Origin of the sequence: Kribbella sp. NBC_00709 (assembly GCF_036226565.1) — a bacterium.
Classification (GTDB): Bacteria; Actinomycetota; Actinomycetes; order Propionibacteriales; family Kribbellaceae; genus Kribbella.
The window spans coordinates 2,540,531-2,566,469 of the sequence record NZ_CP108996.1 but is presented as its reverse complement, the minus strand read 5'-3'; the positions used below and the strand labels follow the sequence as shown (position 1 = coordinate 2,566,469).

21 protein-coding genes are annotated in these 25,939 nt (G+C 69.1%); 13 read left to right on the top strand and 8 right to left on the bottom strand.

The window, feature by feature from the left end:
* From dnaK to OHA18_RS12560, 5 genes are all read left to right on the top strand, one after another.
* Positions 1-1,860 carry a molecular chaperone DnaK gene (gene dnaK, locus OHA18_RS12580; RefSeq protein WP_329004227.1) on the top strand — a complete coding sequence of 620 codons (1,860 nt, stop codon included), beginning with the start codon at positions 1-3 and terminating at the stop codon, positions 1,858-1,860.
* A complete protein-coding gene (gene grpE / locus OHA18_RS12575; RefSeq protein ID WP_329004226.1) occupies positions 1,857-2,558 on the top strand; it encodes a nucleotide exchange factor GrpE in 702 nt (233 codons plus the stop codon). Before dnaK ends, grpE begins: the two co-directional genes overlap by 4 nt.
* Positions 2,559-2,588: 30 nt before the next feature.
* The gene (gene dnaJ, locus OHA18_RS12570; protein WP_329004225.1) at positions 2,589-3,761 is read left to right on the top strand and encodes a molecular chaperone DnaJ; all 1,173 of its coding nucleotides are present in this window, start codon (positions 2,589-2,591) and stop codon (positions 3,759-3,761) included.
* Positions 3,761-4,216, top strand: a complete 456-nt coding sequence (locus OHA18_RS12565; protein WP_329004224.1) for a heat shock protein transcriptional repressor HspR — start codon at positions 3,761-3,763, stop codon at positions 4,214-4,216. The genes dnaJ and OHA18_RS12565 overlap by 1 nt, the downstream gene beginning before the upstream one ends.
* 282 nt (positions 4,217-4,498) lie before the next feature.
* Positions 4,499-5,035, top strand: a complete 537-nt coding sequence (locus OHA18_RS12560; RefSeq protein ID WP_329004223.1) for a GNAT family N-acetyltransferase — start codon at positions 4,499-4,501, stop codon at positions 5,033-5,035.
* Here OHA18_RS12560 and OHA18_RS12555 read toward each other — a convergent pair.
* Positions 5,002-6,186, bottom strand: coding sequence for a glycosyltransferase 87 family protein (locus OHA18_RS12555; RefSeq protein ID WP_329004222.1), 1,185 nt, complete (start codon positions 6,184-6,186; stop codon positions 5,002-5,004). The two genes, OHA18_RS12560 and OHA18_RS12555, sit on opposite strands and share 34 nt — an antisense overlap.
* A gap of 166 nt (positions 6,187-6,352) precedes the next feature.
* Between OHA18_RS12555 and OHA18_RS12550 the strand changes: the two genes are divergently transcribed.
* From OHA18_RS12550 to clpB, 3 genes are all read left to right on the top strand, one after another.
* Positions 6,353-8,263 (top strand): sensor histidine kinase, encoded by a 1,911-nt coding sequence (locus tag OHA18_RS12550; protein WP_329004221.1) that lies wholly within the window; start codon positions 6,353-6,355, stop codon positions 8,261-8,263.
* A 29-nt stretch (positions 8,264-8,292) separates the two neighbouring features.
* Complete coding sequence (locus OHA18_RS12545; RefSeq protein ID WP_329006095.1) at positions 8,293-8,931, top strand: response regulator transcription factor; 639 nt, start codon at positions 8,293-8,295, stop codon at positions 8,929-8,931.
* Between the two features lie 149 nt (positions 8,932-9,080).
* Positions 9,081-11,657, top strand: a complete 2,577-nt coding sequence (gene clpB, locus OHA18_RS12540) for an ATP-dependent chaperone ClpB (RefSeq protein WP_329004220.1) — start codon at positions 9,081-9,083, stop codon at positions 11,655-11,657.
* 39 nt (positions 11,658-11,696) lie between these two features.
* Here the strand turns inward: clpB and OHA18_RS12535 are convergent, their stop codons facing one another.
* Positions 11,697-12,254 carry a dihydrofolate reductase family protein gene (locus OHA18_RS12535; protein WP_329004219.1) on the bottom strand — a complete coding sequence of 186 codons (558 nt, stop codon included), beginning with the start codon at positions 12,252-12,254 and terminating at the stop codon, positions 11,697-11,699.
* A 70-nt stretch (positions 12,255-12,324) separates the two neighbouring features.
* On the opposite strand from OHA18_RS12535, the gene OHA18_RS12530 reads away from it, so the two are divergent.
* The 3 genes from OHA18_RS12530 (at position 12,325) to OHA18_RS12520 (ending at position 13,896) form a co-directional block, all read left to right on the top strand.
* The gene (locus OHA18_RS12530) at positions 12,325-12,912 is read left to right on the top strand and encodes a hypothetical protein (RefSeq protein ID WP_329004218.1); all 588 of its coding nucleotides are present in this window, start codon (positions 12,325-12,327) and stop codon (positions 12,910-12,912) included.
* Between the two features lie 46 nt (positions 12,913-12,958).
* On the top strand, positions 12,959-13,420 hold the full coding sequence (locus OHA18_RS12525; protein WP_329004217.1) for a hypothetical protein: 462 nt from the start codon (positions 12,959-12,961) through the stop codon (positions 13,418-13,420).
* Positions 13,421-13,548: 128 nt separating this feature from the next.
* Positions 13,549-13,896: a hypothetical protein gene (locus OHA18_RS12520; RefSeq protein WP_329004216.1), complete on the top strand. Its 348-nt coding sequence runs from the start codon at positions 13,549-13,551 to the stop codon at positions 13,894-13,896.
* A gap of 139 nt (positions 13,897-14,035) precedes the next feature.
* Here OHA18_RS12520 and OHA18_RS12515 read toward each other — a convergent pair whose 3' ends face one another.
* Complete coding sequence (locus OHA18_RS12515) at positions 14,036-15,187, bottom strand: pyridoxal phosphate-dependent aminotransferase (protein WP_329004215.1); 1,152 nt, start codon at positions 15,185-15,187, stop codon at positions 14,036-14,038.
* Positions 15,171-15,632, bottom strand: a complete 462-nt coding sequence (locus OHA18_RS12510; RefSeq protein WP_329004214.1) for a MarR family winged helix-turn-helix transcriptional regulator — start codon at positions 15,630-15,632, stop codon at positions 15,171-15,173. Before OHA18_RS12510 ends, OHA18_RS12515 begins: the two co-directional genes overlap by 17 nt.
* A 113-nt stretch (positions 15,633-15,745) precedes the next feature.
* Between OHA18_RS12510 and OHA18_RS12505 the strand changes: the two genes are divergently transcribed.
* Positions 15,746-17,293 carry an MFS transporter gene (locus OHA18_RS12505; RefSeq protein WP_329004213.1) on the top strand — a complete coding sequence of 516 codons (1,548 nt, stop codon included), beginning with the start codon at positions 15,746-15,748 and terminating at the stop codon, positions 17,291-17,293.
* Between the two features lie 25 nt (positions 17,294-17,318).
* Here the strand turns inward: OHA18_RS12505 and OHA18_RS12500 are convergent, their stop codons facing one another.
* From OHA18_RS12500 to OHA18_RS12485, 4 genes are all read right to left on the bottom strand, one after another.
* Positions 17,319-19,271, bottom strand: coding sequence for a glycosyl hydrolase family 28-related protein (locus OHA18_RS12500; protein WP_329004212.1), 1,953 nt, complete (start codon positions 19,269-19,271; stop codon positions 17,319-17,321).
* A 72-nt stretch (positions 19,272-19,343) separates the two neighbouring features.
* Positions 19,344-19,772 (bottom strand): GNAT family N-acetyltransferase, encoded by a 429-nt coding sequence (locus tag OHA18_RS12495; RefSeq protein ID WP_329004211.1) that lies wholly within the window; start codon positions 19,770-19,772, stop codon positions 19,344-19,346.
* Complete coding sequence (locus OHA18_RS12490) at positions 19,769-20,467, bottom strand: FadR/GntR family transcriptional regulator (RefSeq protein ID WP_329004210.1); 699 nt, start codon at positions 20,465-20,467, stop codon at positions 19,769-19,771. The genes OHA18_RS12495 and OHA18_RS12490 overlap by 4 nt, the downstream gene beginning before the upstream one ends.
* A 116-nt stretch (positions 20,468-20,583) precedes the next feature.
* On the bottom strand, positions 20,584-21,564 hold the full coding sequence (locus OHA18_RS12485; RefSeq protein ID WP_329004209.1) for a helix-turn-helix domain-containing protein: 981 nt from the start codon (positions 21,562-21,564) through the stop codon (positions 20,584-20,586).
* A gap of 217 nt (positions 21,565-21,781) precedes the next feature.
* On the opposite strand from OHA18_RS12485, the gene OHA18_RS12480 reads away from it, so the two are divergent.
* A complete protein-coding gene (locus tag OHA18_RS12480; RefSeq protein WP_329004208.1) occupies positions 21,782-25,921 on the top strand; it encodes a S8 family serine peptidase in 4,140 nt (1,379 codons plus the stop codon).
* Positions 25,922-25,939: the final 18 nt, after the last annotated feature.

Below are 25,939 nucleotides of genomic sequence, written 5' to 3'. Positions count from 1 at the left end.
ATGGCCCGCGCGGTCGGAATCGATCTCGGTACGACGAACTCCGTCATCGCCGTACTGGAAGGTGGCGAGCCCACCGTCATCCCCAACGCCGAGGGAGCGCGCACGACGCCCTCGGTGGTGGCATTCGCCAAGAACGGCGAGGTCCTGGTCGGCGAGGTGGCGAAGCGCCAGGCCACCACGAACGTCGACCGCACCATCCGCTCCGTCAAGCGCCACATGGGCGAGGCGTGGAGCGTGGACATCGACGGCAAGAAGTTCACCCCGCAGCAGATCAGCGCGTTCGTGCTGCAGAAGCTGAAGCGGGACGCCGAGGCGTACCTCGGGGAGCAGGTCACCGACGCGGTCATCACCGTGCCGGCGTACTTCTCCGACGCGCAGCGCCAGGCGACCAAGGAGGCCGGCGAGATCGCGGGCCTGAAGGTGCACCGGATCGTCAACGAGCCGACCGCGGCCGCGCTCGCGTACGGCCTGGACAAGGGCACCGAGCAGACCATCCTGGTCTTCGACCTCGGTGGTGGCACGTTCGACGTGTCGCTGCTGGAGATCGGCGACGGCGTCTTCGAGGTGAAGGCGACCAGCGGTGACAACCACCTCGGTGGTGACGACTGGGACAACCGGATCGTCCAGTGGCTGGTGACCCAGTTCAAGAACAAGAACGGCACCGACCTGTCCGGCGACAAGATGGCCATGCAGCGCCTCACCGAGGCCGCCGAGAAGGCCAAGATCGAGCTGTCCGCCGCGGCCGAGACCACGATCCACCTGCCGTACCTGAGCCTGACCGAGTCGGGCCCGCTGCACCTGGAGGAGAAGCTCTCCCGGGCCGAGTTCCAGAAGATGACCAACGACCTGCTGGAGCGCGCCCGCGCGCCGTTCAAGGCCGTCATCAAGGACGCCGGCATCGACGTGGCGAAGATCGACCACGTGATCCTGGTCGGCGGGTCGACCCGGATGCCCGCGGTGGCCGACCTGGTCAAGGAGCTGACCGGTGGCAAGGACCCGAACAAGGGTGTGAACCCGGACGAGGTCGTCGCGGTCGGCGCCTCCCTGCAGGCCGGTGTGCTGAAGGGTGAGGTCAAGGACGTCCTGCTGCTCGACGTGACCCCGCTGAGCCTCGGTATCGAGACCAAGGGCGGCGTGTTCACCAAGATCATCGAGCGCAACACCACGATCCCGACCAAGGGCTCGGAGATCTTCACCACGGCCGAGGACAACCAGCCGTCGGTGATGATCCAGGTGTACCAAGGCGAGCGCGAGATGGCCCGCGACAACAAGTCGCTCGGCAACTTCGAGCTGACCGGCCTGCCGCCGGCGCCGCGGAACGTGCCGCAGATCGAGGTCACCTTCGACATCGACGCGAACGGCATCGTGCACGTGAACGCCAAGGACCTGGCCACCGGCAAGGAGCAGCGGATGACGGTCACGGGTGGCTCCGCGCTGCCGAAGACCGACATCGACCAGATGGTCCGCGACGCCGAGCAGTACGCCGAGGAGGACCGTCAGCGCCGGGAAGCGGTGGAGAACCGCAACCAGGCCGAGAGCCTCGTCTACCAGACCGAGAAGTTCCTGCAGGAGAACGAGGACAAGGTCCCCGACGACGTCAAGACCGAGGTCAAGGACGCCACCGCGGAGCTGAAGAAGGCCCTCGAGGGTGACGACGCCGAAGCGGTCAAGGCCGCCTCGGAGAAGCTCGCCCAGTCCAGCCAGAAGATGGGCGCCGCGATGTACGCGAACGCCCAGGCCGCCGGCGGCTCGTCCGAGGAGACCACCTCCGACGACAGCTCGACCAGCAACGACGACGATGTCGTCGACGCCGAGATCGTGGACGAGGACCGGCCGCAGGACAAGACGGAGGACAAGTGACGGATCGACCCACTGGCAGCGAGTTCGGCGACGGCGAGCCCGTCGTCCGGGACAAGCGCCGGATCGACCCGGACACCGGCGCGGCGCGGGAGACTTCCGAGGCTCCCGCGCCCGGCGCCCAGCCGGGTACGCCGGGCACCCCGGGCGCGCAGCCGCCGCGGGACCCGTCCGACCTGGTCGGCCCGTCCGCCCAGGAGGCCCTGTTGACCGAAGCGCTCGCGGAGCGTACGGCGGACCTGCAGCGACTGCAGGCCGAGTACGTCAACTACAAGCGCCGCGTCGACCGGGACCGGGAGGCGTCGCGGGAGCTCGTCATCGGCTCGGTGCTGACCGAGCTGCTCGGGACCCTCGACGACGTCGGCCGGGCCCGGGAGGCGGGTGAGCTCGAGGGCGCGTTCAAGGCGGTCGCGGAATCGCTGGAGCGGGTCACCGAGAAGCTCGGCCTGGTGAAGTTCGGCGAGAAGGGCGACACCTTCGACCCGCGGATCCACGAGGCCCTGCTGCACAACTACTCCGACGAGGTCGACGGTCCGACCGCGACGATGATCATGCAGCCGGGCTACCGGCTGGGTGAGCGGGTTCTGCGGGCGGCCCGGGTGGCCGTGTCGGAGCCGACCGAACAACTGCCGGCCGAGGCTGCGAAGGCCGACGTACCGGTGGAGAGCACAGATGAAGACGCGGACAGGTCCGCGGAGTAGTACCGACCACGACGGGAGGGGAGGCGTCGGATGAGCACGAAGGACTGGCTCGAGAAGGACTTCTACAAGGTTCTCGGCGTCTCCAAGACCGCCGAGGCCGACGAGATCAAGAAGTCCTACCGCAAGCTGGCGCGCAAGTACCACCCCGACTCCAACGCCGGTGACGCGTCCGCGGAGGCCAAGTTCAAGGAGGTCTCCGAGGCGTACGACGTCGTCGGCGACGCCAAGAAGCGCAAGGAGTACGACGAGGCGCGCCGGCTGTTCGGCAGCGGTGGCTTCCGGATGCCGACCGGCAGCGGTCAGGGCGGTGGCTTCGACTTCAATGTCGGCGACCTGTTCAACCGCGGCGGCTCGGGCGGCAACAGTGGTGGTGGGCTCGGCGACATCCTGGGCGGCATGTTCGGCGGTGGTGGCCAGCGTACGACCACCTCGACGACGGCCCGTCCGCGGCGCGGTCAGGACATCGAGACCGAGGCGACGATCGAGTTCGCCGAGGCCGTGAACGGTGTCACGGTCGGGCTCCGGATGACCAGCGACGAGCCGTGCCCGACCTGTCGTGGCACCGGCGCGAAGTACGGCACGGTGCCGAAGGTGTGCCTGAAGTGCGAAGGCACGGGGATGCAGACCTCGGTCCAGGGCGGCGTGTTCGCCATGACCGAGCCGTGTACCGAGTGCAAGGGTCGTGGCCTGGTCGTCGACCAGCCGTGCGAGACCTGCCACGGCTCCGGCCGCGGCCAGTCGAGCAAGACCATGCAGGTCCGCATCCCGGCGGGCGTGCAGGACAACCAGCGGATCCGGCTCAAGGGCAAGGGCGCGGCCGGCGAACGGGGTGGCCCCGCGGGCGACCTCTACGTCACCGTGCACGTCAAGCCGCACCGGATCTTCGGCCGGCAGGGCGAGCACCTGACACTGAACGTCCCGGTGAGCTTCACCGAGGCGGCGCTGGGCGCGGAGATCAAGGTTCCGACCCTGGACGGCCTGCCCGTCACGGTCCGGATCCCTTCCGGTACGGCGAACGGCAGCAAGCTGCGCGTCCGCGGCAAGGGATCGGTCCGCCGGGACGGTACCAAGGGAGACCTGCTCCTCACCCTCGAGGTGCAGGTGCCGCACGAGCTGACCGACGAGCAGAAGGAAAAGCTGCAGGAGTTCAACTCCGCGTCGGATCATCCTGATCTGCGGGCCGGGTTGTTCGGGAGCTCGTGATGGGTATCCCGTTCAGCCAGGTGCCGACCTGGGACGACCGCACCCCGATCTACGTGATCTCGGTGGCGGCCCAGCTGGCCGGCATGCATCCGCAGACGTTGCGCCAGTACGACCGGCTCGGCCTGGTGGTGCCGAGCCGGGCGTCCGGCCGCGGCCGGCGGTACTCGGCGTACGACGTGGCGAGGCTGCGCTACGTGCAGCATCTGTCCCAGGAGGAGGGCGTCAACCTCGCGGGAATTCGCCACATCCTCGCGCTACAGTCGGAAGTGGAGGACCTGCGTCAGCGGGTCAACCAGCTTCTGGCCGAGGTCCAACGCGGTGTCGGCGCCTCCCGGCGCCCCGCCGCCAGCCGGGTCTTCTCGGCCGGCCCAGCCGGCGACGTGATCGCCATGGGCCGGCAGCAGACCACGACGCGCTGGATCCGCACCCAGCCTCTGGAGCTCGGCTCGCGCTGATCCTTCACCCCGGGGATTCCACAGACCACCGGAGGTACTCCGAACCCCCTCGGAGCCTCCGGTTCCGGTGGAGGCCGTCGTTCCCCGCGACGCCTCCACAGTCGAAGGTGCGCCATTCCCCCCGGCGCCCTTCGACCCCCGCGGGGTGGTCCGTTCCCAGGACCGCCCTGCGGCCTCTTCACCAGAGCCTCCGGCCGGATCGGCCGGAGGCTTTGTGTGCGTTCATCTGCCGGACACCGGAGAACCTGTTGTCTGCGGCCACCGACCGCATACCCTGGCGAGGTGACGCTGAAGCTGGAGACGGACCGGCTGCTGATCCGGGACTGGGAGGAAGACGACGCCGACGCCGCGCTGGAGATTTTTGGCTCCGCCGACGTGGCGCCCTGGCTGTCACCGGCCATCGAGAAGGTGCCGGACGCCGCCACCATGCGTTTGATCTTGCAGGCCTGGATCGAGGCCCAGCCGAACTTCGTGGTCCCGGCAGGCCGCTGGGCGGTCGCCCGTCGCGACGACGGTGAGGTGGTCGGCGCCCTGCTGATCCGCCTGCTGCCGCCGTACGAGGAGGATCTCGAGATCGGCTGGCAGCTGCGGCCGAGCGCCTGGGGCAACGGGTACGCGACCGAGGCCAGCGGGGCGCTGATGCGCTGGGCGTTCAAGGAAGGTGACGTCGACGAACTGTTCGCCGTCGCCCGCCCGAACAACAAGCGCGCCATCGCGACCGCCAAGCGCCTCGGCCTGCAGTGGGTCGGTGAGACCGACAAGTACTACGACCTGAATCTGCAGGTCTACAGGATCCGTGCCTCCGAGTTCAGCGGCTGAGCCAGCCGGCCGGCCGCCATCAGCACGAGGGCGGAGATCAGGTACGCGTTCGCGACCAGGGACTGCCACGCGTTGTAGTGGAACTCCTGGTCGTGCGCGAAGGGCAGCCACCAGACGATCCCGGTGAGGAACACGCCGGTGATCACCACCGACACGGCCGTCCGCCACGACCTGAGCGCGGCGCGGTGCGACCACATCACCGCGAGCCCGGGGACGATCCAGACCCAGTGGCCCGTCCACGAGATCGGTGAGACCAGGAGTCCGGTGAAGGCGGTCGCGACGACTGCCTCGAAGGGCAGGCCGCGATCGTGCAGCCGCCGCGCGAGCAGCAACCCCGCGACACCGACGATGCTTGCCATCAGCAACCAAAGCGGGACGGTCACGGCTGACCCCTGGGTCAGTCGGGCGATCATGCCGCGCAGCGACTGGTTGCTGATGTAGTGCGCCGGCCCAGGGCGGTCCGGATCGAAGACGTACTTCGTCCAGAAGTCGGTCGTGGCCCGCGGCATCACCAGGTACGCCAGCACCATCGTGGCCGCCGTCGTACCGGCCGCGACCGCCGCCTCGCGGTAGCGCTTGGTCACCAGCAGGAACAGGATGAAGATGCCCGGGGTGAGTTTGATGCCGGTGGCAACACCGACCAGGACGCCGCGGAACCGGCGCGGCATGGGGCCGACCAGGTCCAGCATCAGCAGCGCCAGCAGGACCAGGTTGATCTGGCCGAGGCCGAAGGTCGACCACACCGGCTCGAACGCCAGCGCGGCGAACGCGATCACCAGGGTGGCGACCGGCCCCCACCGCAAGGCCTTCGCCGTGGTCCAGCCGATCACCAGCAGCGACACTGCCGACGCCAGCGTGATCGCCACCCGGGCGAACGGCAGTCCGACCGCCAGCGGTGCGAACACCAGCGCGGCGAACGGCGGGTAGGTGAACCCGAGGCCCATGCCCGGGAAGTTGTGATGTGCCGTGTAGATGTCCTGACCGTCGACGAGCCCCCGGGCCGCCGCGAAGTACACCCTGAGGTCACCCATGTTCGCGTTCCAGGGGTGCCAGACCAGCAGGCAGAGCACCGGCAACATCGTTGCCGCCAGCATCAGAACTGCGGTCGGCACCCGTCGCCGGACGCGTTCCGAAACAAGGTCGATTGTCATGTCCCCGACGATCCCGGCGGGCACCGGTCCGGCACATCGCCGCTGAGAGCCAACCTGGGTCGCCGCTGCGGGCGACGCCGGAACCGCCCGCGTTGCACTCAGGAATGACCCGGTGTCACTCCTGGGAGTGACGGCAGGCGGGGCGGCCGGGCTCCACAATGGGGTGGTGAAGCAACAACTGCGGCGCTGGCCGGCCAGCTGGTTCAGGTTGCCGGCGACCGAAGCGCGGATCGCCTGGCCCGACGTCGTCCTGGCGTTGCTGGCAACCGCTGCGGTCCAGTTCTGGGTCGTCCAGCGCGCCGACTACTGGGCACACGGTCCGCGCTGGCTGGTCGTCCTGGTCGCCTGGACCCCGTTGTTCGTCGCGATCCGGAGACTCGATCCGGCGCTCGCGCTCGGCGGGCTGATCGTCGGCGCTTACGGCATGTCGTTGCTGGCGGCCAGCGTCGCCTGGCCGATGCTGATCGGCGCGTTGCTCGCGGTCTGGTACCTGCCGAACCGCTGGGGGACCGGCACTGGCCTGATCCTCACGGTGCTGGTCGCCGGCCTGCCTGTCCTCGTCGATCTGGATCGCGGCGCCTTCGTGTATCGCGTCTATCCGGACATCTTCCGGCACTACCAGGACGACTTCGGCGGCGGCACCCTGCGCGGCATCACCCAGTCGTCGTGGGACCGGGTAGCGGCCCACCACTGGGCGTGGTGGATCTCGGCCGTCGTCGTCCTCGCAGCGGCTGCGGCCCTGCTGGTCCGGCGTCGCCGCGGGGTCGTCCCGGTACGCCGTTCCGCCGGGCAGTGGATCGAGGACTTGCAGGCGGCCGTCCGTCCCCGGACCGCGGTATGGCCGGTCCAAGTACTGCTCGCGGTCGCGCTGACCTCGCCGGTTCTGATCGAGTTGTGGTGGGACCAGGAGAAGAACGGCAACTGGTGGACGGCGCTGGGCTGGATGCGGTGGGCGATAGCTTTCGCGCCGTTGACGCTGGTCGTCCGCCGGCGCTGGCCGGTCGTCCCGGTCGCCGTACTGGGGATCGCATCGCTGCTTTCCTTCTGGCAGACGAACGAGGTCTGGACGCTGCTGTTCGCGCTCGCGATCGCCTTGTTCTCCCTCGGTACGGCGCCGCGCTCGCTGGCGTGGAGCATCCCGGGAGCCGTCCTGGTGCTGGCCGCGTTGCCCACGATCGCCGAGCTGATCAGGTATCCGCAGCTGATCCTGATCTTCCCGAAGGTCGGGCGCCAGGACTTCTTCTGGGACAGCGACACCCAGCGGATGCGGAACACGATCTACGAGGAGATGGTCGACAGGCAGTGGCCGCTGACCTGGTCGCTGATCCTGCTCGTGCCGTTGTGTGCGGGGATCGCGGTCCGGCTGTACCGGCGGAACCGCGAGTCGGCCCGGCGCGAGGCCGAGCTCGAGCGGGTGGCCGTCGAGCGCGAGGCCGAGCAGGTCGTGCTGACCGAGAGGTCGTTCATCGCGCGGGACCTGCACGACGTGGTCGCACACGCGGTCAACTTAATGGTGATCCAGGCCGAGACCGGGCCGGACCTGATCCGTCGCGGCGAGGCTGACGTACTGGCCGGCTTCCAGCGGATCGGGGACGCCGGGCGGCGGGCGTTGAGCGAGCTGGACCGGCTGCTGTCCGCGCTGCGCGACGAGGAAGGCATCCCGGACCCGCAGTTGGCGCCACAGCCTGGCCTGGGGGATCTGTCACAGTTGGTCACGGATGTATCGGACGGTCACCTGCCGATTGCGCTCGACGTGGCGGGTGATCCCGACGGTCCACCGGAGGGTCAGCAACTGGCGGCGTACCGGTTGGTGCAGGAGGCACTGACCAACGTGGTCCGGCACGCGAAGGCGTCGGCCGCGCAGGTTCTGGTCCGGATCGAAGAGACGGGGGTGCGGGTCGAGGTGACCGACGACGGGAGCGGGTTCGACCTGGCGGTGGCCGCCCACGGCGGTCGCCACGGGCTGGCCGGGATGCGCGAGCGGGTCCGGATCGAAGGCGGCACGCTGGACATCCGCAGTACGCCGGGAGCCGGTACGACGGTCGCCGCGTGGTTCCCGGTCGGGGGCAACCGGTGACGGAGCTGCCGGACCGGCCGATCAAGGTGATGGTGGTCGACGACCAGGACCTGGTCCGGGACGGGATCGCGATGATCCTGGACGGCCAGCCGGACATCGAGGTGGTCGCGCAGGCCGTCGACGGCGCGGACGCGGTCCGGCAGGCGGCCGCGATCCTGGACCTGGCCGTCGTACTGATGGACGTGCGGATGCCGGTGATGGACGGGATCGAGGCGACCCGGCGGCTGGCGGGCGGGCCGCGGGTGCTGATCCTGACCACGTTCGACCTGGACGAGTACGTGTACGAGGCGCTGCGCGCCGGGGCCAGCGGGTTCCTGCTGAAGCGGTCGTCGCGGGACGAGCTGATCAACGCGGTCCGGGTGATCGCCGGCGGCGACGCGCTGCTCGCACCGCCGGTGACCCGGCGGCTGATCGACCGGTTCGCCGACAGCGGCCCGGCGCCCGGTGTCGCGGCCACTCTGGACGTGCTCACTGCCCGGGAGCGGGAGGTCCTGGAGCTCGTTGCCAAGGGCAACTCGAATGCCGAGGTCGCCGACGAGCTGCAGCTGACCGAGCACACGGTCAAGACCCACGTCAGCCGGATCCTGGCCAAGTGCAACCTGCGGGACCGGGTGCAGGCGGTGATCCTGGCCTACGAGGCCGGTCTGGTGTCCGCCGGGCGCCGTTAGTCGTCAACTGTCTGTGATCAAGGGGTGGCGCCTGGTGGTGCCACCCTGACTCATCCCTGGGATTTTCCAGAGTTGAGTGGAATGGACTCAAGTTTCGATAGGTTGTGTCTGGTGAGACCTGTTATTTGAGTTCGAAAGGCTGGAACCAGATGGACGTTCAGCGGTTGACGACGCTGGCCCGGGAAACCCTGTCGGTCGCGATCCGTCAGACCTCCGCGGCGGGCAACCCGACCGTGGAACCGATTCACCTGCTCTCCGCGCTGCTCGCGCAGCCCGAGGGGACGACGATCGGTCTGCTCGAGGCAGCCGGCGGCGACATCGACGCCGTACGCCAGAAGACCGCCGCGCAGCTGAGCCGGCTCCCGAAGGCGAGCGGCGGCAGCGTGCAGGCGCCGAGCCTGTCGCCGAAGACCGGCGACGTGCTGAGCCAGGCAGAGCAGCGGGCCCTCGGGCTCGGGGACGAGTACGTCTCCACCGAGCACCTGCTGATCGCGCTCGCGACCGTCGAGGGTGTGGCCAAGACCGCGCTCGGCGTGACGGCGGACGCGCTGCTGCAGGCGTTCGACCAGATGCGTGGCAACCGCCGGATCACCTCCCCGGAGGCCGAAGGCACCACCAAGACCCTGGAGAAGTACGGCGTCGACCTGACCGAGCGCGCTCGCGACGGGAAGCTCGACCCGGTCATCGGCCGTGACTCCGAGATCCGGCGCGTGGTCCAGGTGCTGTCCCGTCGTACCAAGAACAACCCGGTGCTGATCGGTGAGCCCGGCGTCGGCAAGACCGCCGTCGTCGAAGGCCTCGCCCAGCGGATCGTGGCCGGTGACGTGCCCGAGTCGCTGCGTGGCCGCCGGCTGATCAGCCTGGACCTCGGCGCGATGGTCGCCGGTGCGAAGTACCGCGGTGAGTTCGAGGAGCGGCTGAAGGCGGTGCTGACCGAGATCAAGGAGTCCGACGGTCAGATCATCACGTTCATCGACGAGCTGCACACCGTCGTCGGCGCCGGTGCGTCCGGTGAAGGCGCGATGGACGCCGGCAACATGCTGAAGCCGATGCTGGCCCGTGGTGAACTGCGGATGATCGGTGCCACGACCCTGGACGAGTACCGGACGCGGATCGAGAAGGACCCGGCGCTGGAGCGCCGCTTCCAGCAGGTCTTCGTCGGTGAGCCGTCGGTCGAGGACTCGATCGCGATCCTGCGCGGCCTGAAGGAGCGGTACGAGGCGCACCACAAGGTCGCCATCTCCGACTCGGCCCTGGTCGCCGCGGCCACGCTGTCGCACCGGTACATCTCCGGTCGCCAGCTGCCCGACAAGGCGATCGACCTGGTCGACGAGGCCGCGTCCCGGCTGCGGATGGAGATCGACTCGTCCCCGGTCGAGATCGACTCGCTCCGGCGGACCGTCGACCGGCTGAAGATGGAGGAGCTCGCACTGTCCCGCGAGGAGGACCCGTCGTCGCAGGAGCGGCTGGAGCGGCTGCGTGCCGACCTCGCCGACCGCGAGGAGGAGCTGCGCGCGCTGGAGGCCCGTTGGGACCGGGAGAAGTCCGGCCTGAACCGGGTCGGTGAGGTCAAGGAGCGCATCGACGAGCTGCGCGGCCAAGCCGAGCGGGCCCAGCGCGACGGCGACCTGGAGACCGCGGCCCGGATCCTGTACGGCGAGATTCCCGAGCTGACCAAGGAGCTGGAGAAGGCGTCCGAGGAGGACGAGGTCGCCGAAGGCCCCGAGGCGATGGTCAACGAGGAGGTCGGTCCGACCGAGATCGCCGAGGTGATCGCGATGTGGACCGGGATCCCGACCGGGCGGCTGCTCGAGGGCGAGACCGGCAAGTTGCTCCGGATGGAGGATGAGCTGGGTCACCGGCTGATCGGTCAGCGCGAGGCGGTCAAGGCCGTGAGTGACGCCGTACGGCGGGCGCGGGCCGGCATCTCCGACCCGGACCGGCCGACTGGTTCGTTCCTGTTCCTCGGTCCGACCGGTGTTGGTAAGACCGAGCTGGCGAAGGCGCTTGCGGACTTCCTGTTCGACGACGAGCGGGCGATGGTCCGGATCGACATGTCGGAGTACGGCGAGAAGCACAGCGTCGCGCGGCTGGTCGGCGCCCCGCCCGGCTACGTCGGGTACGAGGAGGGCGGCCAGCTCACCGAGGCAGTGCGGCGCCGTCCGTACTCGGTGATCCTGCTGGACGAGGTCGAGAAGGCGCACCCCGAGGTCTTCGACATCCTGCTGCAGGTGCTGGACGACGGCCGGTTGACCGACGGCCAGGGTCGTACGGTCGACTTCCGCAACGTGATCCTGATCCTGACCAGCAACCTGGGTTCGGCGTACCTGGCCGACATGTCGCTGGACGAGAAGGCCAAGCGGGACCAGGTGATGGCGGTCGTGCGGCAGTCGTTCAAGCCGGAGTTCATCAACCGGCTGGACGAGATCGTGCTGTTCGACGCGCTCGGCAGCGAGGAGCTGACGCAGATCGTGGCGCTGCAGATCGCCGCGCTGCAGCGGCGGTTGACCGACCGGCGGATCACGCTCGAGGTGGACGAGGGCGCGATGGAGTGGCTCGCGATGACCGGGTACGACCCGGTGTACGGCGCCCGCCCGCTGCGCCGGCTGGTCCAGTCCGCGATCGGCGACGAGCTGGCTCGCGTGTTGCTGGACGGTTCGGTCCGCGACGGCGAGACCGTCACGGTCACCCTCAACGAGTCCAAGGACGCGCTCGAAGTGTCCTGACAGTGCCAGGGCCCCGGTCTTCACCGGGGCCCTGGCCGTTCAGGCTCGATAGGTCAGGATCGTCACGCCGTTGTCCAACGCGGTGTGGCTTTCCAGGGTGAGCTTCGTGGCTGGAGTCTCGTCCACGAACAACTTCTGCCCGGTCCCTACGAGCACCGGGTGCAGCATGAGATCGAGCTCGTCGACCAGGCCGTTCTCAAGCAGGCTGCGGAGGAGCACCGGGTTGCCGTACATCATGATGTCGCCGCCGTCCTGTTCCTTCAGCTGCTTCAGCGCGGCGATCGCATCGCCCTCGAGCAGCTTCGCGTTCCAGGTCAGGTCGCCTTTCAGGGTGGTCGAGGCAACGAGTTTCGGCAGGCTCCGCAGCCGGTCGGCGTACGGTCCCTCGGCATCGCCCCACGCGGCCGCGAACATCTCGTAGGTACGTCGTCCGCACAGGAAGTAGTCGCACCCCGCCAGCTTCTCGATGGACAGCCGGACCGACTCCTCCACGAAGTACGGCTGCGCCCACCCGCCGTCCGACGTACCGCTGTAGCCACCTGGATCCTCGGCAACCCCATCGAGCGTCACCAGTGCCGAGGCGATGATCTTGCGCATATCTCTCCCTCCGGATCTTTTGATGTGCAGACCGCCGACGGCCACCAAAGGAATCGGGGAGAATGGCTCAGTGACGCACTGGGTCAACACCACACACGACTGGGCAGCCTCCGTCGACCGGGCACATCTGGACGCGATCCGCGCTGACCCTGATGACTACGCGCCTGGCGGCGTACTCCATCTCGTGCTGGAGGTGCTCGCGTACCCCGACGACGAGGCTGAATCGATCGGGCATCGCGGTCAGTGCGCGGTCACGCTGCACGAGGACGGCTCGATCTCGATCGCCGACAACGGTCGCGGGACCGACACCCGCGTCGACGAGCACGGGAATGTGGTGAAGAAGCCGATCATGGCGACGAAGGACCTCCGCTTCTTCGACGACCCGGCCGCACCGCTCCTGCCCGACGGTCATCCCCGCCGCGGCATGTCCGTCGTCGCGGCCCTCAGCGACTGGCTCATCCACACGAACCGCCGCGCCAACGGCTCCTGGACCCAACGCTACGAACAAGGCATCCCAGTCACCGCACTGGACCCCATCCCCACCGACGGCACCACCGGTACGACGGTGCGCTTCCGCCCGTCGTACCCCGGCCGCCCGGACCTCACGCCGTACCTGCGCTTCCTCCACCTCGACGTTGCCGTGTCGCGGTTTGGGTGATCTGGCAGGATCGAGGCGGGGGTAGGTGGAAGGAACATCGGACCGAATGAGTGAGCAGCGCGGCGACATGCCGGGCGAAGAGCGACCAGGGCCGTACAGCGGCCTGTTCGGTGCGGCACCGGATACGTACAGCTATCAGCTGACCCCACCCAAGCAGGTGACGATCGCCTCGGTGATCTCGATCGGGCTGGGTGCGATGTGCCTGCTACTGGCGGTCCTCACCCTCACCTCGGCCGGCGGTCAGATCTCCGAAGTACTGACCGGCTCACGCGACAACACCCCGGTTGCAGTGGCGGCGGCGATGATCTGCGCGTTCATCTACCTGGTCCCCGCCCTCTACCTCCGCAAACGCCGCCGCTGGTCCCGCTACATGCTGATCGCAGTCGCCGCCATGGGCATCGCCGGCGGCCTGATGGCCCTACCCGCCAGCATCCTCGGCCTAGCCGTCCACGCCACCCTCCTCACCCTCATGCTCCAACGCCCCACCAAACACTGGTTCCACCGCTGACCCTCTCGCCCTCCGTCCCCCGCGAAAGCTCCCGTCCTGACAATCTGCCCCGGAATGCCCCGCGATGCCCCGGGACACCTGTGGATGACGACGGCGGTCGCCCGTGCATTTCCTGGAGAATCCGGTGAATGCCGAGTCCGTCCGAGCCCGCCTTCAACCTCTCCGCGTGGGTTGACGAGTCCGTCATCGTTGGCCCCGTAGGTGGGTCCGGGACGTACACGATGGCAGCCGTTGTCACCGATGACGCGTGCTGCGACGACCTGCAGCGCGAGCTTGCCGGCCTGGTCGACAGTGCGCGGCGCAAGCGGCTGATTTCGCACGAGCTGCAGGTGCGATTCGCGAGACCGGCCCGCGAGCCTATGCTCTGGCTTCCTGACGCGGTTGCCGGGGCGACGTCGGCGGCCGTGCTGGGTGAGGAACGCTGGCTGGGGGTGATGGACGCTGTCGTGACGGTCCATCGGGTCGTCATCCGATGAAATCAGGCCCAGACAGCCGCGAAAGCTGGGGCCCGTCGTTCCGGCGGGAATCCCAGCTTCACTTCTCACCAAGCAACGCGAGGCGAGCTACGGCCATGTACTCACAACCAGCCGGCCCATGTCTCGTCCGCAACGGCGGTCAGAGTTTCTGTAGGCGGTTCAGGGCTTCTTGGAGGACGGCGGGTTGTTTGCAGAAGGCCCAGCGGACGAGGGGGCGGCCGGGTTCGGGGTCGTCGTAGAAGACCTGGTGGGGGATGGCTACTACGCCGGCTCGTTCGGGGAGTTGGCGGCAGAATTCGATGCCGTCGGTGTGGCCGAGGGGGCGGATGTCGGTGGTGACGAAGTAGGTGCCGGCTGGGCGGTGGACCTCGAAGCCCAGGTCGGCGAGGCCGTTGGAGAGCAGGTCGCGGCGGGACTGGAGGTCGGCGCGCAGGGCGTCGAAGTAGTCGTTGCCTAGGGCAAGCGCGTTGGCGACGGCGGGCTGGAAGGGTGCGCCGGAGGTGAAGGTGAGGAACTGCTTTGCGGTGGTGACCGCCGTGACCACGTCCGGCGAGCCGGTGACCCAGCCGATCTTCCAGCCGGTGACCGCGAAGGTCTTGCCGGCGCTGCTGATCGACACGGTCCGGTCCGCCATCCCGTCGTACGACGCCAGCGGTCGATGCTGGATGCCGTCGTACACAAGGTGTTCGTAGACCTCGTCGGTGATGACCACGAGGTCGTGCTCGATCGCGACGTCGCAGATGCCGCGCAGTTCGTCGTCGGTGAGGACGGTGCCGGTCGGGTTGTGCGGCGAGTTGATCAGCAGGACCTTGGTCCGCGGCGTGACCGCGGCCCGCAGTTCATCGAGATCCAGCCGGTACGACGGCGCGCGCAGCGTCACCGGCACGCGACGTCCGCCCGCGAAGGCGATGCCGGCGGCGTACGAGTCGTAGTACGGCTCGAGCGCGATGACCTCATCGCCGGGCTCAACGAAGGCGAGCAACGCGGCCGCGATCGCCTCGGTGGCGCCGGTGGTGACCAGGACCTGCGTGTCCGGGTCGTACGCAAGGTCGTAGAACCGCTTCTGGTGGTCGGCGATCGCCTGCCGGAGCGCCGGTACGCCGCGGGCCGGCGGGTACTGGTTCGCGCCCGCGCGGATCGCCGCGATCGCGTCCTCGAGCAGCGAGTCCGGCCCGTCGCGGTCCGGGAACCCCTGACCGAGGTTCACCGATCCGGTCGCCACCGCGAGCGCGGACATCTCGGCGAAGATCGTCGTACCCAGCCCGTCCAACCGCTCAGCGTGTGCTCGCATCCGTTGAGGGTACGTCTCCCTCGATGGTAGTCACCATGTGCGCAAGCCAGGCCCGCGCCGTGGTGCGGTCGGTCTTGCTGAAGGCGGCTTCGAGTTCGTCCTCGAGTTTGCGGATCGCGGGGGTCGCCTCGGCCAGTCGCTGGGCCCCGCCGGCGGTCAGGTGGACCTGCTGGGTACGGCGGTCCTTCGGGTTCGGCCGGCGTTCGATCAGGCCGGCCCGCTCCATCCCGGTGATCAGCTCGTTGGCCGACTGCCGGGTGGTGCCGACGACCCGGCCGACGTCGGCGATGGTCAGGCCCGGATCCTCCCGCACGCAGAGCAGCGTTCCGTACTGCTGCACCGACAGCCCGTGCTCGTCGAGCACCTCCGCGAGGGCCGAGCGCATGCTCAGCCAGGCGTGCCGGACGAGAAACGTCAGGCAGCCGTCGTCCTGGTAGCGGTCCATGCTCCCCATTCTGCCGGGTCCCCGCACGGGAACACGAAAAGGAGATTGACAGGTTCCTGTCAATCGAGGATGATCGAAACCTCGTCAGGGTCCTGACAATTATAGGAGACTTCGTGTCTACGATCGACCCCCGGCGGCAACGCCGCATTCTTGCCATCCTGGTCGTCTCGGCCGTCCTGATCTGGATCGACTCGACCGTCCTCGGTATCGCTCTCGAACGCCTCACCGACCCCGTCGACGGCCTCGGCGCCACGCCCGGCCAACTGCAGTGGGCCGTCGGCATCTATTCGTTGCTCTTCGCCACCGCGCTGTTCCTGGCCGGTGCCCTCGGTGACCGGTACGGGCACCGGACCGTCCTCATGCTCGGTCTGCTGATCTTCGGCGGCGCCTCGGCCTGGGCTGCCTGGGCCACCGACCCGGTCGCGCTCATCCTGGCCCGCGCGGCGATGGGTCTCGGTGGGGCGCTGATCATGCCGCCGTCGATGGCGATCATCGGCTGGACCTTCCCGCCGGAACGCCGGGCCGGCGCGATCGCGGTCTGGGGTTCGTCGGCCGGCGTCGGTGTCGCCGTCGGGCCGGTGCTCGGCGGTCTGTTGATCGACCACTTCTGGTGGGGCTCGGTCTTCACCATCAACCTGCCGATCGTCGCGTTCGGCCTGATCGGCGCCGCGCTCGTGCTGCCGAACCCGCGGAGCCCGCAGCGTCGCCGGCTGGATCCGTTCGGCCTCGGCCTGTCCACCCTCGGTCTGCTCGGCCTCTCGTACGGACTGATCGAAGGCGGCCACCAGGGCGGCTGGGACCGTTGGCAGGTCTGGGCCAGCATCGCGGCCGGACTCGTCCTGCTCGCCGGTTTCATCTTCTCCGAATGGCGGGAACGCGAGCCGAGCTTCGACCCGCGGCTGTTCCGCAACCGACGGTTCGCGGCCGGCAACTTCGCCCTCGCGGTCGTCTTCCTGCTGCTGACCGGTCAGAGCTTCTATCTCGCGTTCTACCTGCAGGGCGCTCGCGGGATGAGCGCGTTGTCGGCCGGCCTGATGTCGTTGCCTGCAGCAATGGGTGTCATCGTCGGCTCGCAGGTAGGCGCCCGGCTGGCCGCCCGGTTCGGGGTCGCCAAGGTGTCGGGTACGGCGGTCTTCGCGCTGGCCGCCTGCTCCGCAATGAACCTCCTGTACGACGTCGACACGTCGCTGGTGTGGGTCGGCGTGGTCGGTGCGCTGGTCGGTCTGTCCATCGGCATGACGACTGCCCCGACCACATCCGCCGTACTCGCGACGCTCCCGCTGGATCGGATGGGCGCCGGATCCGCGGTCAACAACGTCCTTCGCCAGGTCGGCAGCGTGCTCGGGGTCGCCATTCTCGGCACGATCGTGTCGTCGACGTACCAGCACCGGATCGCACCGTCGCTCGTCGGACTCCCGGACGCGGCCGGTACGTCGGCCGAGGCGACCCGGCACGCGGCCGCGACGCTCGGCCGTCCGGAGCTCGTGAAGGCTGCGAACGACGCCTTCATCCACGCGATGCACACCGCGGCGCTGGTCGGCGCGGCCATCGTCCTGGTCGGCGCGATCGTCCTGGTGCTCGCGTTCCGGATCCCCACGCCATCACAATCGCCGGATCCGCAGGACGCTGAGCGTGAGCCTGCCGATGCCGGCCGATTGTGATGGGCTGGAGATCCGCACTAACACATTAGTTCCAAGGTGACGGCGGCGCTGGCGGCACAACAACAGGGTGGTCCTCGCACCAGGTCGCGCCGGTCCAGCTGCCGTCGTTGCCGCCCAGGTCGCGGACCTCGAACTCGGGCGGCCCGTTGAAGTGGAACGTGCCGCAGTTGTTGACGAACGGCGCGCCGACGTTCCGGGCGTCGACGTTCTCGAACGTCGCCCAGCCGCCGACCCGGGCGTTCACCACGTTCGTCCCGGTGCCGTCCACCTTGATGTTGCGCACGGCAACGTTCGTGATCCCGTAGTCGTCCTTCACTGGCCAGTCGACGACGAACATCATCGCGTTGTACGTCGAATCCAGGAACGAACTGTCGGTGATCTCGATCGTCCCGGACATCGTGGACTGCAGGGCGTAGAGCCAGATCGCGCCGAGCCCGATGTCCCAGTTCAGATCCCGGGGTCCGCCGCGGACCGTGGTGTTGCGGGCGAACTTCAGCGTGCCTTCGAAGGGTGTGGCGTTGAACCGCGAGCCCGCGTGCAGCGTGCTGCCCTCGCGGATCGGGTCCGCGACCAGGTTGTCGGTGACCGCGTTGTCCCGCCCGCCGTAGATCGCGATGTCGTTCGCGAGTACGGGTGTCTGGACGGTGTTGTGGTCGTAGACATTGTCGTGGTTGACCAGGCCGGAAGCGTTGGTCTCCGACCACATCGCCAGCCCGTCGTCGCCGCTGTTGCGCACGAAGTTGTTGGTCGCACGAACGTTGGAGACACCAAGGTGCAGGTTCATGCCGTCGGCAACCGCATCGGTGATGACGTTGTTGCGGATCAGCAGGCCGTCCATCGGGCCGTCGAGCCAGATGCCGACCTTGGTGTGGTGCAGGTACAGGTTCTCGATCGTCGAGCCGCCGCCGATCGCGCCGCCGATCCCGTTCACCTGGTCGGTGTCGATGCGCTCGCGGACATCGCTCTCGATCGCGAAGTCGGACAGCTGGACGCCGGTGCTGCCGCCGGCGTCGGCGTACTTGCCGTAGAAGCCGGGCGCGCTGTGCACGGACTTGTCCGGCGCGGGCTCGGCCAGCGGCAGGACCTTGCCCTTGATGATCGTCCACCAGTTGCCGGCGCCGCGGATCGTCACCTTGTCGACGACGATGTGCCGGTTGACCTGGAACGTCCCGGCAGGGATGAACACGGACCAGCCGATCCGTTGAGCCGCGGCGATCGTGCGCTCGATCGCCGGCGCGGCGTCCCGCCGTCCGGTCGGGTCCGCACCGAACAGCCGCACATCCAACGAGCGACCCGGCTGCTTCGACGGCGCCTTGACCAGCTCGAAGTCCGCAACGTCGAGGACGGTCCACGCCGCCGCGGTCGCCCGAGGTACTGCGAACCGGACGCGCGAGCCCGCTTGGTACGTCTTGTCGAGCATCACCCGCTGCTCGTCGTAGAAGTGGTTCGGCCGGAACGGCTTCGCGACCGGGTCCGGTTCGGGCTTCCACCAGCCCGGGATCGGGTCGACGTTCGGGTCGTTCGAGAACGGATACATCCCATACAGCCAGGCGTACTGCGACGTCAGCGTCATCGTCCGCTTGTGCTTCCCGTTGACCGAGACGTCGAGCGGCGCGGTGATCCCGCCGCCGGCCGGCGCGTCCGGGATGCTGTACCGCAACGTCAGCGCGTTGGCCGGACGGGTCAGCGTGAACTCGACGTACTGCTTGGGCTGCAGTCGTACGGCGGTCCGCCCGGAGGCCTCGGCCGGGAGGGTGTACGCGTCGCGCCCCGGGCCGATCTTCTCGCCGGTGAAGACGGCGTTCTCCGCCTCCTGTTCGACGAACGGTACGTCGGCGCCGCGGCCGGCGACCAATGCGGGATCGAGGCCGGCCCGGGTGATGCGCGGCGCCGGGTGGGCGGCAGCTGGTTGCGAGGTGAGCAGGGCACTGAGGAGCGCGGTCGTCAGGGCGACCGTGATCACGTGCGAACGGGACATTGGCGGATCCCCTCCCGGACGAATTGTCTGGAGGTTATGCACTCGACGATCAGTGCGCAAGATCTCGACAGCTCAGAGAAATTTCCGAACCATGAAGACGTCGACCGGGTCCTGGCTGTCCACGACGAAGCCGTGGCGCTCGTACAGCTTGCGGGCCGGGCTGCCCTGCAGGACATTGAGCCAGACGTCGGTCTCCGCCTGCTCCAGGACGGATCGCAGCACGGCCGAGCCGAGGCCCTGGCCTTGGTGGTGCGGAGCCAGGTAGAAGTGCTCGAGCCATCGGCGGTCCTCGGCCGGCCGGACGGCGATGGAGCCGACCAGTTCGCCGCCGACCTCGATGATCCGGGTGTGGTCGGGAGAGAACGAATCGCGCAGTCGTTGCCGGACGCGATGCGCGTCGTACCGGCCGAGACGCTCCAGGTCGGGGCGCATGACGACGGCCCGGATCTCGACCAGGTCCTCGAGATCGGCGGGCCTGGCCGGGCGCAGCGTCCACCTCATGGCAGATCGGGCTGGGGGACCGGGCGGAGGGCGCGGAGCCAGAGTTCGGTCTGGGCGATGTGGGCGGAGGCCGCGGTGGCGGCGGCCGCGGGGTCGCGGGTGGTGATCGCGTCCAGGATGGCGCGGTGGCCGCGGTCGCTGGTCTGCTTGATCGCGTCGAAGTCGGCGCCGGGCTCGAAGATCCGGTAGTGCCCGCCGCGGCCGCGGATCACGCCGGTCAGCGCGGTGACGGTCGGGTTGCCGCCCGCCGTACAGATCGCGTTGTGGAACTCGGCGTCGAGGTACTGGATCTCGATCGCGTCCGTGGTCGACTCGAGCCGATCAAGGATGTCGCCCAGTCGCGCCTCCAGGTCCGGGTCCTGGCGGGCCGCGGCCAGGGCGGTGGCGTGCGACTCGAGCACCCGGCGTACCTCGAGCAGCTCGAGCACCCCCTCGAGTGGGATCAACTCGACCGACAGCGAGAACCGGCTGATGATCGCGGCCGGGTCGAGCGCCGAGACGTACGTCCCCGATCCGTGCCGGGACTCGATCACGCCGAGCGCGGCCAGCGACCGCACCGCCTCGCGCAACGAGCTGCGCGACACACCAAGGTGGTCGCACAGCTCGGGCTCCGGCGGGAACTTCGCCCGCGGCCCGAGTTCGCCGGACGCAATCATCTGGCGCAGGCCGGCCAGTGCCTTGTCAGTGGCTGCCACTCGCTACCTCCCCGTCCCTGTGGATACAGATGCAGGGTAAGTCCTCAGACCAATCGCGGTCACCTTCGCCACTGGCCGGGGCAGGCCCGGCGGGGCGCCGCCGAATTCATCAGATGTCAGGAAGTCAGTTCGCGGGCCACGACGAGGCCGAGCTGGAAGCGGGTGGTGACGCCGCGGTCGGCCATCACGTGCGCGATCCACCGCCGGGTGGTGCGGAGGCTGATGCCGAGCTGACGGGCGATTGCCTCGTCCTTCAGCCCGGCCGAGAGCAGCTGCAGCACCCGCTGCTCGGACTTGGCCGGCGGTCGGCCGCCGTTCAGGTGCTGGTCGAACGGGATGCTCCGCTCCCACATGTTCTCGAAGAACGTGATCATCAGCGAGAGCATCGAGCTCGGATGGAGGAGCACCCCGCCCTCGGCCGGGCCGTCGATGCTCAACGGCAACAGCGCCAGCCGGCGGTCCACGATGGCCAGCTTGGTCGGCACCATCGGTGACAGCCGGGCTTGTTCCCCGGCCTCGCGGAAGGCCGTCATCGTGGCCAGTTGTCCCGGTTCGGTCAGCGACTCGGTGGAATAGATCGCCCGCCACCGCACGCCGCGAGCCAGCGCGGCCATCTCGTCCGGGTTGTCCTGGGCGCCGACGTACGGCGGCTTGTCGAGGATCAGGACCTCTTCCTCGGCGCTCCGCATCAGCTGGACGGCGCGCTGATTGACCGCGTCACGGCCACCGATCAGCTCGACGACCTGCGAGGTGTGCTCGTAGCGGGTACCGCGGTGGAAGTCCGCGAGCAGACTCTCGGCTGTCAGCCGGGCGCGCTGCAGCTCGTCGTGCTGCTGGGCGATCAATGCGCCGACGGCGACGTCCGGTGGCGCGGGCACGTACCGCGGTGGGCGGCCGGGCCGCCTGCTGACCAGTCCGCAACGCAGGAGCCGCCGTACGGAGAGCCTGGCCTGGGCCGTCCCGATGCCGGTCCCGGTGGTCAATTCGGTCAGTGTCGAACCTGGTGCTTTGAGCAACAACCTGTAGAGCTGCTCGTCGAGAGGGGAGACGCCGAGTACGGCGAGCCTGCCGGCGTCATAGCTCTCGCTGATGGTCATCCCGACGAGCGTATTCGCGGAACTGCCCTCGGCGCAGCCTAATTCGGTCAATGGCCGGTGCAGGCCAATGACTGTTTCGTGCCGCCCGATCCGCTGGCTGCAGGTGCGGCGCCCTGCGCACACTTCAACCGCCACAGATTGATTCGCCCTGCTATCGGGAGTGCCCCCCATGGTTCCTGTACCGCAACGTGCTGCGCGAGGGGCGGTGGCACTGGCGATGCCACTAGCCATAGTCCTCGCGGCTGCCCGCCCAGCTCTCGCCACCCCAGCGACCCCTCCAGCACCGGCCACCACCCAGGTGATCGTCCAGCTCGCCGGTGCCCCGACCCTGACGGCCGGCGCCGATGTCCGGCCACAAGCGGCCGCGCACGCCGCCTTCCGGCAGAACCTCGCCGCGGCGGGGATCCAGGCCACCGTCACCCGCGAGTTCAGCCAGCTGTTCAACGGCATGGCGGTCACCACGGACTCGGCCGGCGCCGCCCGACTGCGTGCCCTGCCTGGTGTGATCGGCGTGTCTCCGGACCGGCAGCTGCACTCCAGCGGTGACTCGGCCCTGGCGCAGATCAACGCGGCCGCGGTCTGGCAGACCAAAGACCGCAAGGGGACGGCGGTCACCGGCGCCGGCCAGACGATCGCCATCCTGGACACCGGGATCGACTACACCCATCCCGACCTCGGCGGCGCGTTCGGCCGCGGTCACAAGGTCGCCGGTGGGTACGACTTCTTCAACGGCGACGACGACCCGATGGACGACAACGGCCACGGCACCCACGTGGCCGGCATCGTCGCCGGCAACAGCGCTACCCCGACCGGCCGGACCGGTGTCGCCCCGGCCGCGACCCTGACCGCCTACAAGGTCCTCGGCGCGGACGGGCGCGGCCCGGAGTCGGACATCATCGCCGGGCTCGAGGCCGCGACCGCCCCGGACAACCCGCACCGCGCGGGCGTCGTGAACCTGAGCCTGTCCGGCGACCCGGACCAGAACGACCCGCTCGAAGCGGCGACCGAGGCCGCGGCCCACGCCGGCGTGATCGTCGTCGCCGCGGCCGGGAACAACGGCCCGGGGATCGGCACGGTCGGCTCGCCGGCCGAGGCGCCCGACGTCCTCGCGGTCGGCGCGAGCATCACCGGCGTCGATCTGCCGACGGTCACCGTCACCACGCCGGTCCGGCGAGTGCTGGCCGCCGAGCGCACGTTCCTGTCGGCGAACCCGCCGGCCCACGGCGAAGACCTCGAGGTCGTCGACGCGGTGAACGGCGACCCGAGCGACTACGACGGGATCGACGCCACCGGCAAGGCCGTCATCGTGGCGTTCAACTCGGATCACTACGGGCAGATCCTGGCGACGGCCGAACAGCACGGTGCGAAGGCAGTGCTGCTGCGAACCCCCAACTACTACAAGGGAGGCGGCGGCGGCCACCTGCTCGTCCCGGCATTCGCCGCCGGTACGACGCAAGACCCCGGCAAGAGCTCGGCCGTCGCGGTGCTCATCAACGGGACCGAAGCCTCGGACCTGCAGCAGTGGATGACCCAAGGCGCGGTGCGGATCCACATCGCCGGCACCGACGCCACCGACCAGTTGGCGTCGTTCAGCGCCCAGGGACCGGTGGCCGGGAGCTTCGCGATCAAGCCTGATCTGGTCGCACCGGGGGTCGAGATCCGCTCCACCTGGCCCGGCGGTCAGTACGCCGACGACAGCGGCACGAGCATGGCTTCACCGCACGTCGCCGGTGCCGCCGCGCTGCTGAAGCAAGCGCATCCGGAATGGACCGTCGCCCAGATCATGGCCGCCCTGACCGGCGGTGCGCATGTCCTGACCGGGTACGGCGCCGACGCCCAAGGATCGGGCCGGCTCGACGTGGCCGCCTCCGACAAGCTGGCGGTGCTGCCCGACCGGCGGTCCCTGAACCTGGGCTTCGCCGACCTCGGCAGTCACACCCTCGACGGGACCACCACCGTCACGGTGACCAACGTCTCGTCCTCGACGCGGACAATTCGCTTCGACGGGAAGCCGGCCGCCGACTCGCCGGTGAAGGTCGACGTGTTCCCGCGCAGCGCGCGGCTCGGCAAGGGGCAGAAGGTGACCGTCCGGGTGACGGTGACCGGCGCCCGCCCAGCCGGTGGCGCGAACCTGAGTGGCTGGCTGCGGGCCCAGGCCGACGGGTCCGCGGACCTCAGCGTGCCGTGGTCGCTGGCTGTCCGGCCGCTCGTCCTGCACGCCAACCCGGACCCGGCCATCGCCGGTTCCACCGTCTTCATCCACTCCGAGACCGATCTGGCCGCGGCTCCGCAGGTGTCCGTGACCAAGCCGGGATCGCACCACCCGGTCACCGGTACGGCGACCGTCGACCAGCCGGGCTGGTGGAAGTACACCGTGCCCAGCGGACCCGCCGGCGCCTATTCGATCGCGGCAGTCGCCCGGACGACCGCGGGTGCCCGGCTCGACGGACAGGCGACGTACGAGCAGCTCGCACCCTCGCACGGATCCGGGGCGGACGGCTGGCAGCCGGTCGGCCCGACCAGTCAGGGCGCGACGACGGTCACGTACGACTCGAAGCCCGGCCGGATGTACGCGCAGCCGGAGCGCTCGCCCCACCCCGGCATCTTCCGGACCGACGACTCCGGCAAGACCTGGCACGAACTGCGGAACCTGCCGATCGGCGGCGGCACGGACATGGGTCTCGCGGCCGACCCGACCCAGCCCGGCACCGTGTACCTCGCGGTCGAGGGGCAGCCGGATCCGACGTACCAAGGCAAGCTCCTGGTCAGTCATGACGCGGGCGAGAGCTGGACGACGCTGCCGTTCCCGGACGTGATCCCGCGGGATCTCTCGATCGACCCGACCGGGCGGATCCTTGTCGTACCTGGCTTCGACAACGCCATCCACGTGAGCACCGACCGCGGCCAGACGTGGTCCAGCTACCCGGTTCCGGGTCCGGATCTGCAACAGGTCCGGCTGATCGGCCACGACCTCTACCTCGGCGTCGCCCGCGTGCTGTACCGGATTCCGAACATCGACACCACGCCTGGGCCGGCGCAGAAGCTGTTCACCTCGACCATCCTCGATCAGTTCGTGGAAGAGGTGGCCGGCAACGACAACCAGCTGGTGCTCAGCACGCCGCGCGAGCTGTATGTCTCCCGCGACCAGGGTGCGACCTGGCAAGCCGGCAAGGCGGCGCCGGAGGGTGAGACCTTCCGGGAGCTGGACCTGGTCAACGGTGACTTGTACGCCTCGACGGAGTCGGAGATCTTCGTCGAGCTTGCGGGCCGGACCGAGTGGTCGACGATCCCCGCGCCGGTGGCGGGTGACGTGCTCCACATCTCGTCGCCACAGGCCGGCCGGTTGGTGGTCTCGGCCTCGAGCAACGGCGTTTTCGTCACCGACGACAACGGCGCGACGTACCAGCGCGTCGGTCTCACCGCGGCCGATGTGCACGCGGTCGCGGTCGGGAAGGACATGTCGGACCAGGCCACGCTGGTGGCGGGTACGACGTTCTCCACCTTCGAGACCGCGTTGCCGGTCCAGCGCACGCCGGGCCCCGCGGATCGCGACTGGGGATACAACGGCGCCGACGGACTGCTCGGCAGCCGGATCACGGCGATGACCACCGATCCGGCGGACCCGCATCGGATGTTCCGGGCCGTCGCGAACGCTCAAGGCCGTCCGTCGATCGACGAGTCGACCGACGGTGGCGTGAGCTGGCAGACCAAGATCGGCGTGCTGGCCGACGCCATCATCTACCAGCTCGTCGTCGACCCGGCCAACCGCGACTACATCTATGCGGCCATCCTCGACGAGCTCGGGCCCGGCGTGGTCGTCAGCCGCGACGGCGGGCAGACCTGGCGGAAGAACAACCTGTCCATCGACGTCCACACGATCGCCGCGGACCCACACAATCCTGAGCAGATCCTGATCGGCGGTGCGCAAGGGCTGTACCGATCTGATGACGGCGGCCGGACGGTCCACCAGGTGTCCGGCACACCGGTGGCGGTGATCGCGCGCGACCCGAAGGACCCCAACCACCTGGTCATGGGCGGCAACGGGCTGTTCGAGAGCCGTGACGGCGGCCGGACCGTGCAGGCCGCCGCGACCTCTGGGTTCCGGTTGAACATCACCGGACTGACGTTCGCCTCGAACGGCAGGCTCTACGCGGCGACCGGCTCGGAGAGTGACTCGGCCGGTCTGCCGGTGGGCGGCCGGGGCGTGCTGACCAGTCGTGACGGTGGGCGGAGCTGGCAGAACATCTCCGACGGCCTGCCGAACCTCGACGTGCAAAGTGTCACCACGTCACCCGACGGACACTGGTTGTACGCCGGAACCGCGGGCGGCGGCGTGTACCGCCTGCCGGTCGCCTGAGATGTCCGGCCGGTTCCG

Coding starts and splice junctions, on each gene's coding strand:
- OHA18_RS12535 (WP_329004219.1), bottom strand. CDS start 12,254: ATGCGCAAGATCATCGCCTCGGCACTGGTGACGCTCGATGGGGTTGCC.
- OHA18_RS12485 (WP_329004209.1), bottom strand. CDS start 21,564: ATGACCATCAGCGAGAGCTATGACGCCGGCAGGCTCGCCGTACTCGGC.
- OHA18_RS12495 (WP_329004211.1), bottom strand. CDS start 19,772: ATGAGGTGGACGCTGCGCCCGGCCAGGCCCGCCGATCTCGAGGACCTG.
- dnaK (WP_329004227.1), top strand. CDS start 1: ATGGCCCGCGCGGTCGGAATCGATCTCGGTACGACGAACTCCGTCATC.
- OHA18_RS12525 (WP_329004217.1), top strand. CDS start 12,959: ATGAGTGAGCAGCGCGGCGACATGCCGGGCGAAGAGCGACCAGGGCCG.
- OHA18_RS12565 (WP_329004224.1), top strand. CDS start 3,761: ATGGGTATCCCGTTCAGCCAGGTGCCGACCTGGGACGACCGCACCCCG.
- OHA18_RS12555 (WP_329004222.1), bottom strand. CDS start 6,186: ATGACAATCGACCTTGTTTCGGAACGCGTCCGGCGACGGGTGCCGACC.
- OHA18_RS12480 (WP_329004208.1), top strand. CDS start 21,782: ATGCCACTAGCCATAGTCCTCGCGGCTGCCCGCCCAGCTCTCGCCACC.
- OHA18_RS12510 (WP_329004214.1), bottom strand. CDS start 15,632: ATGGACCGCTACCAGGACGACGGCTGCCTGACGTTTCTCGTCCGGCAC.
- OHA18_RS12515 (WP_329004215.1), bottom strand. CDS start 15,187: ATGCGAGCACACGCTGAGCGGTTGGACGGGCTGGGTACGACGATCTTC.
- OHA18_RS12500 (WP_329004212.1), bottom strand. CDS start 19,271: ATGTCCCGTTCGCACGTGATCACGGTCGCCCTGACGACCGCGCTCCTC.
- OHA18_RS12520 (WP_329004216.1), top strand. CDS start 13,549: ATGCCGAGTCCGTCCGAGCCCGCCTTCAACCTCTCCGCGTGGGTTGAC.
- clpB (WP_329004220.1), top strand. CDS start 9,081: ATGGACGTTCAGCGGTTGACGACGCTGGCCCGGGAAACCCTGTCGGTC.
- dnaJ (WP_329004225.1), top strand. CDS start 2,589: ATGAGCACGAAGGACTGGCTCGAGAAGGACTTCTACAAGGTTCTCGGC.
- OHA18_RS12545 (WP_329006095.1), top strand. CDS start 8,293: ATGGTGGTCGACGACCAGGACCTGGTCCGGGACGGGATCGCGATGATC.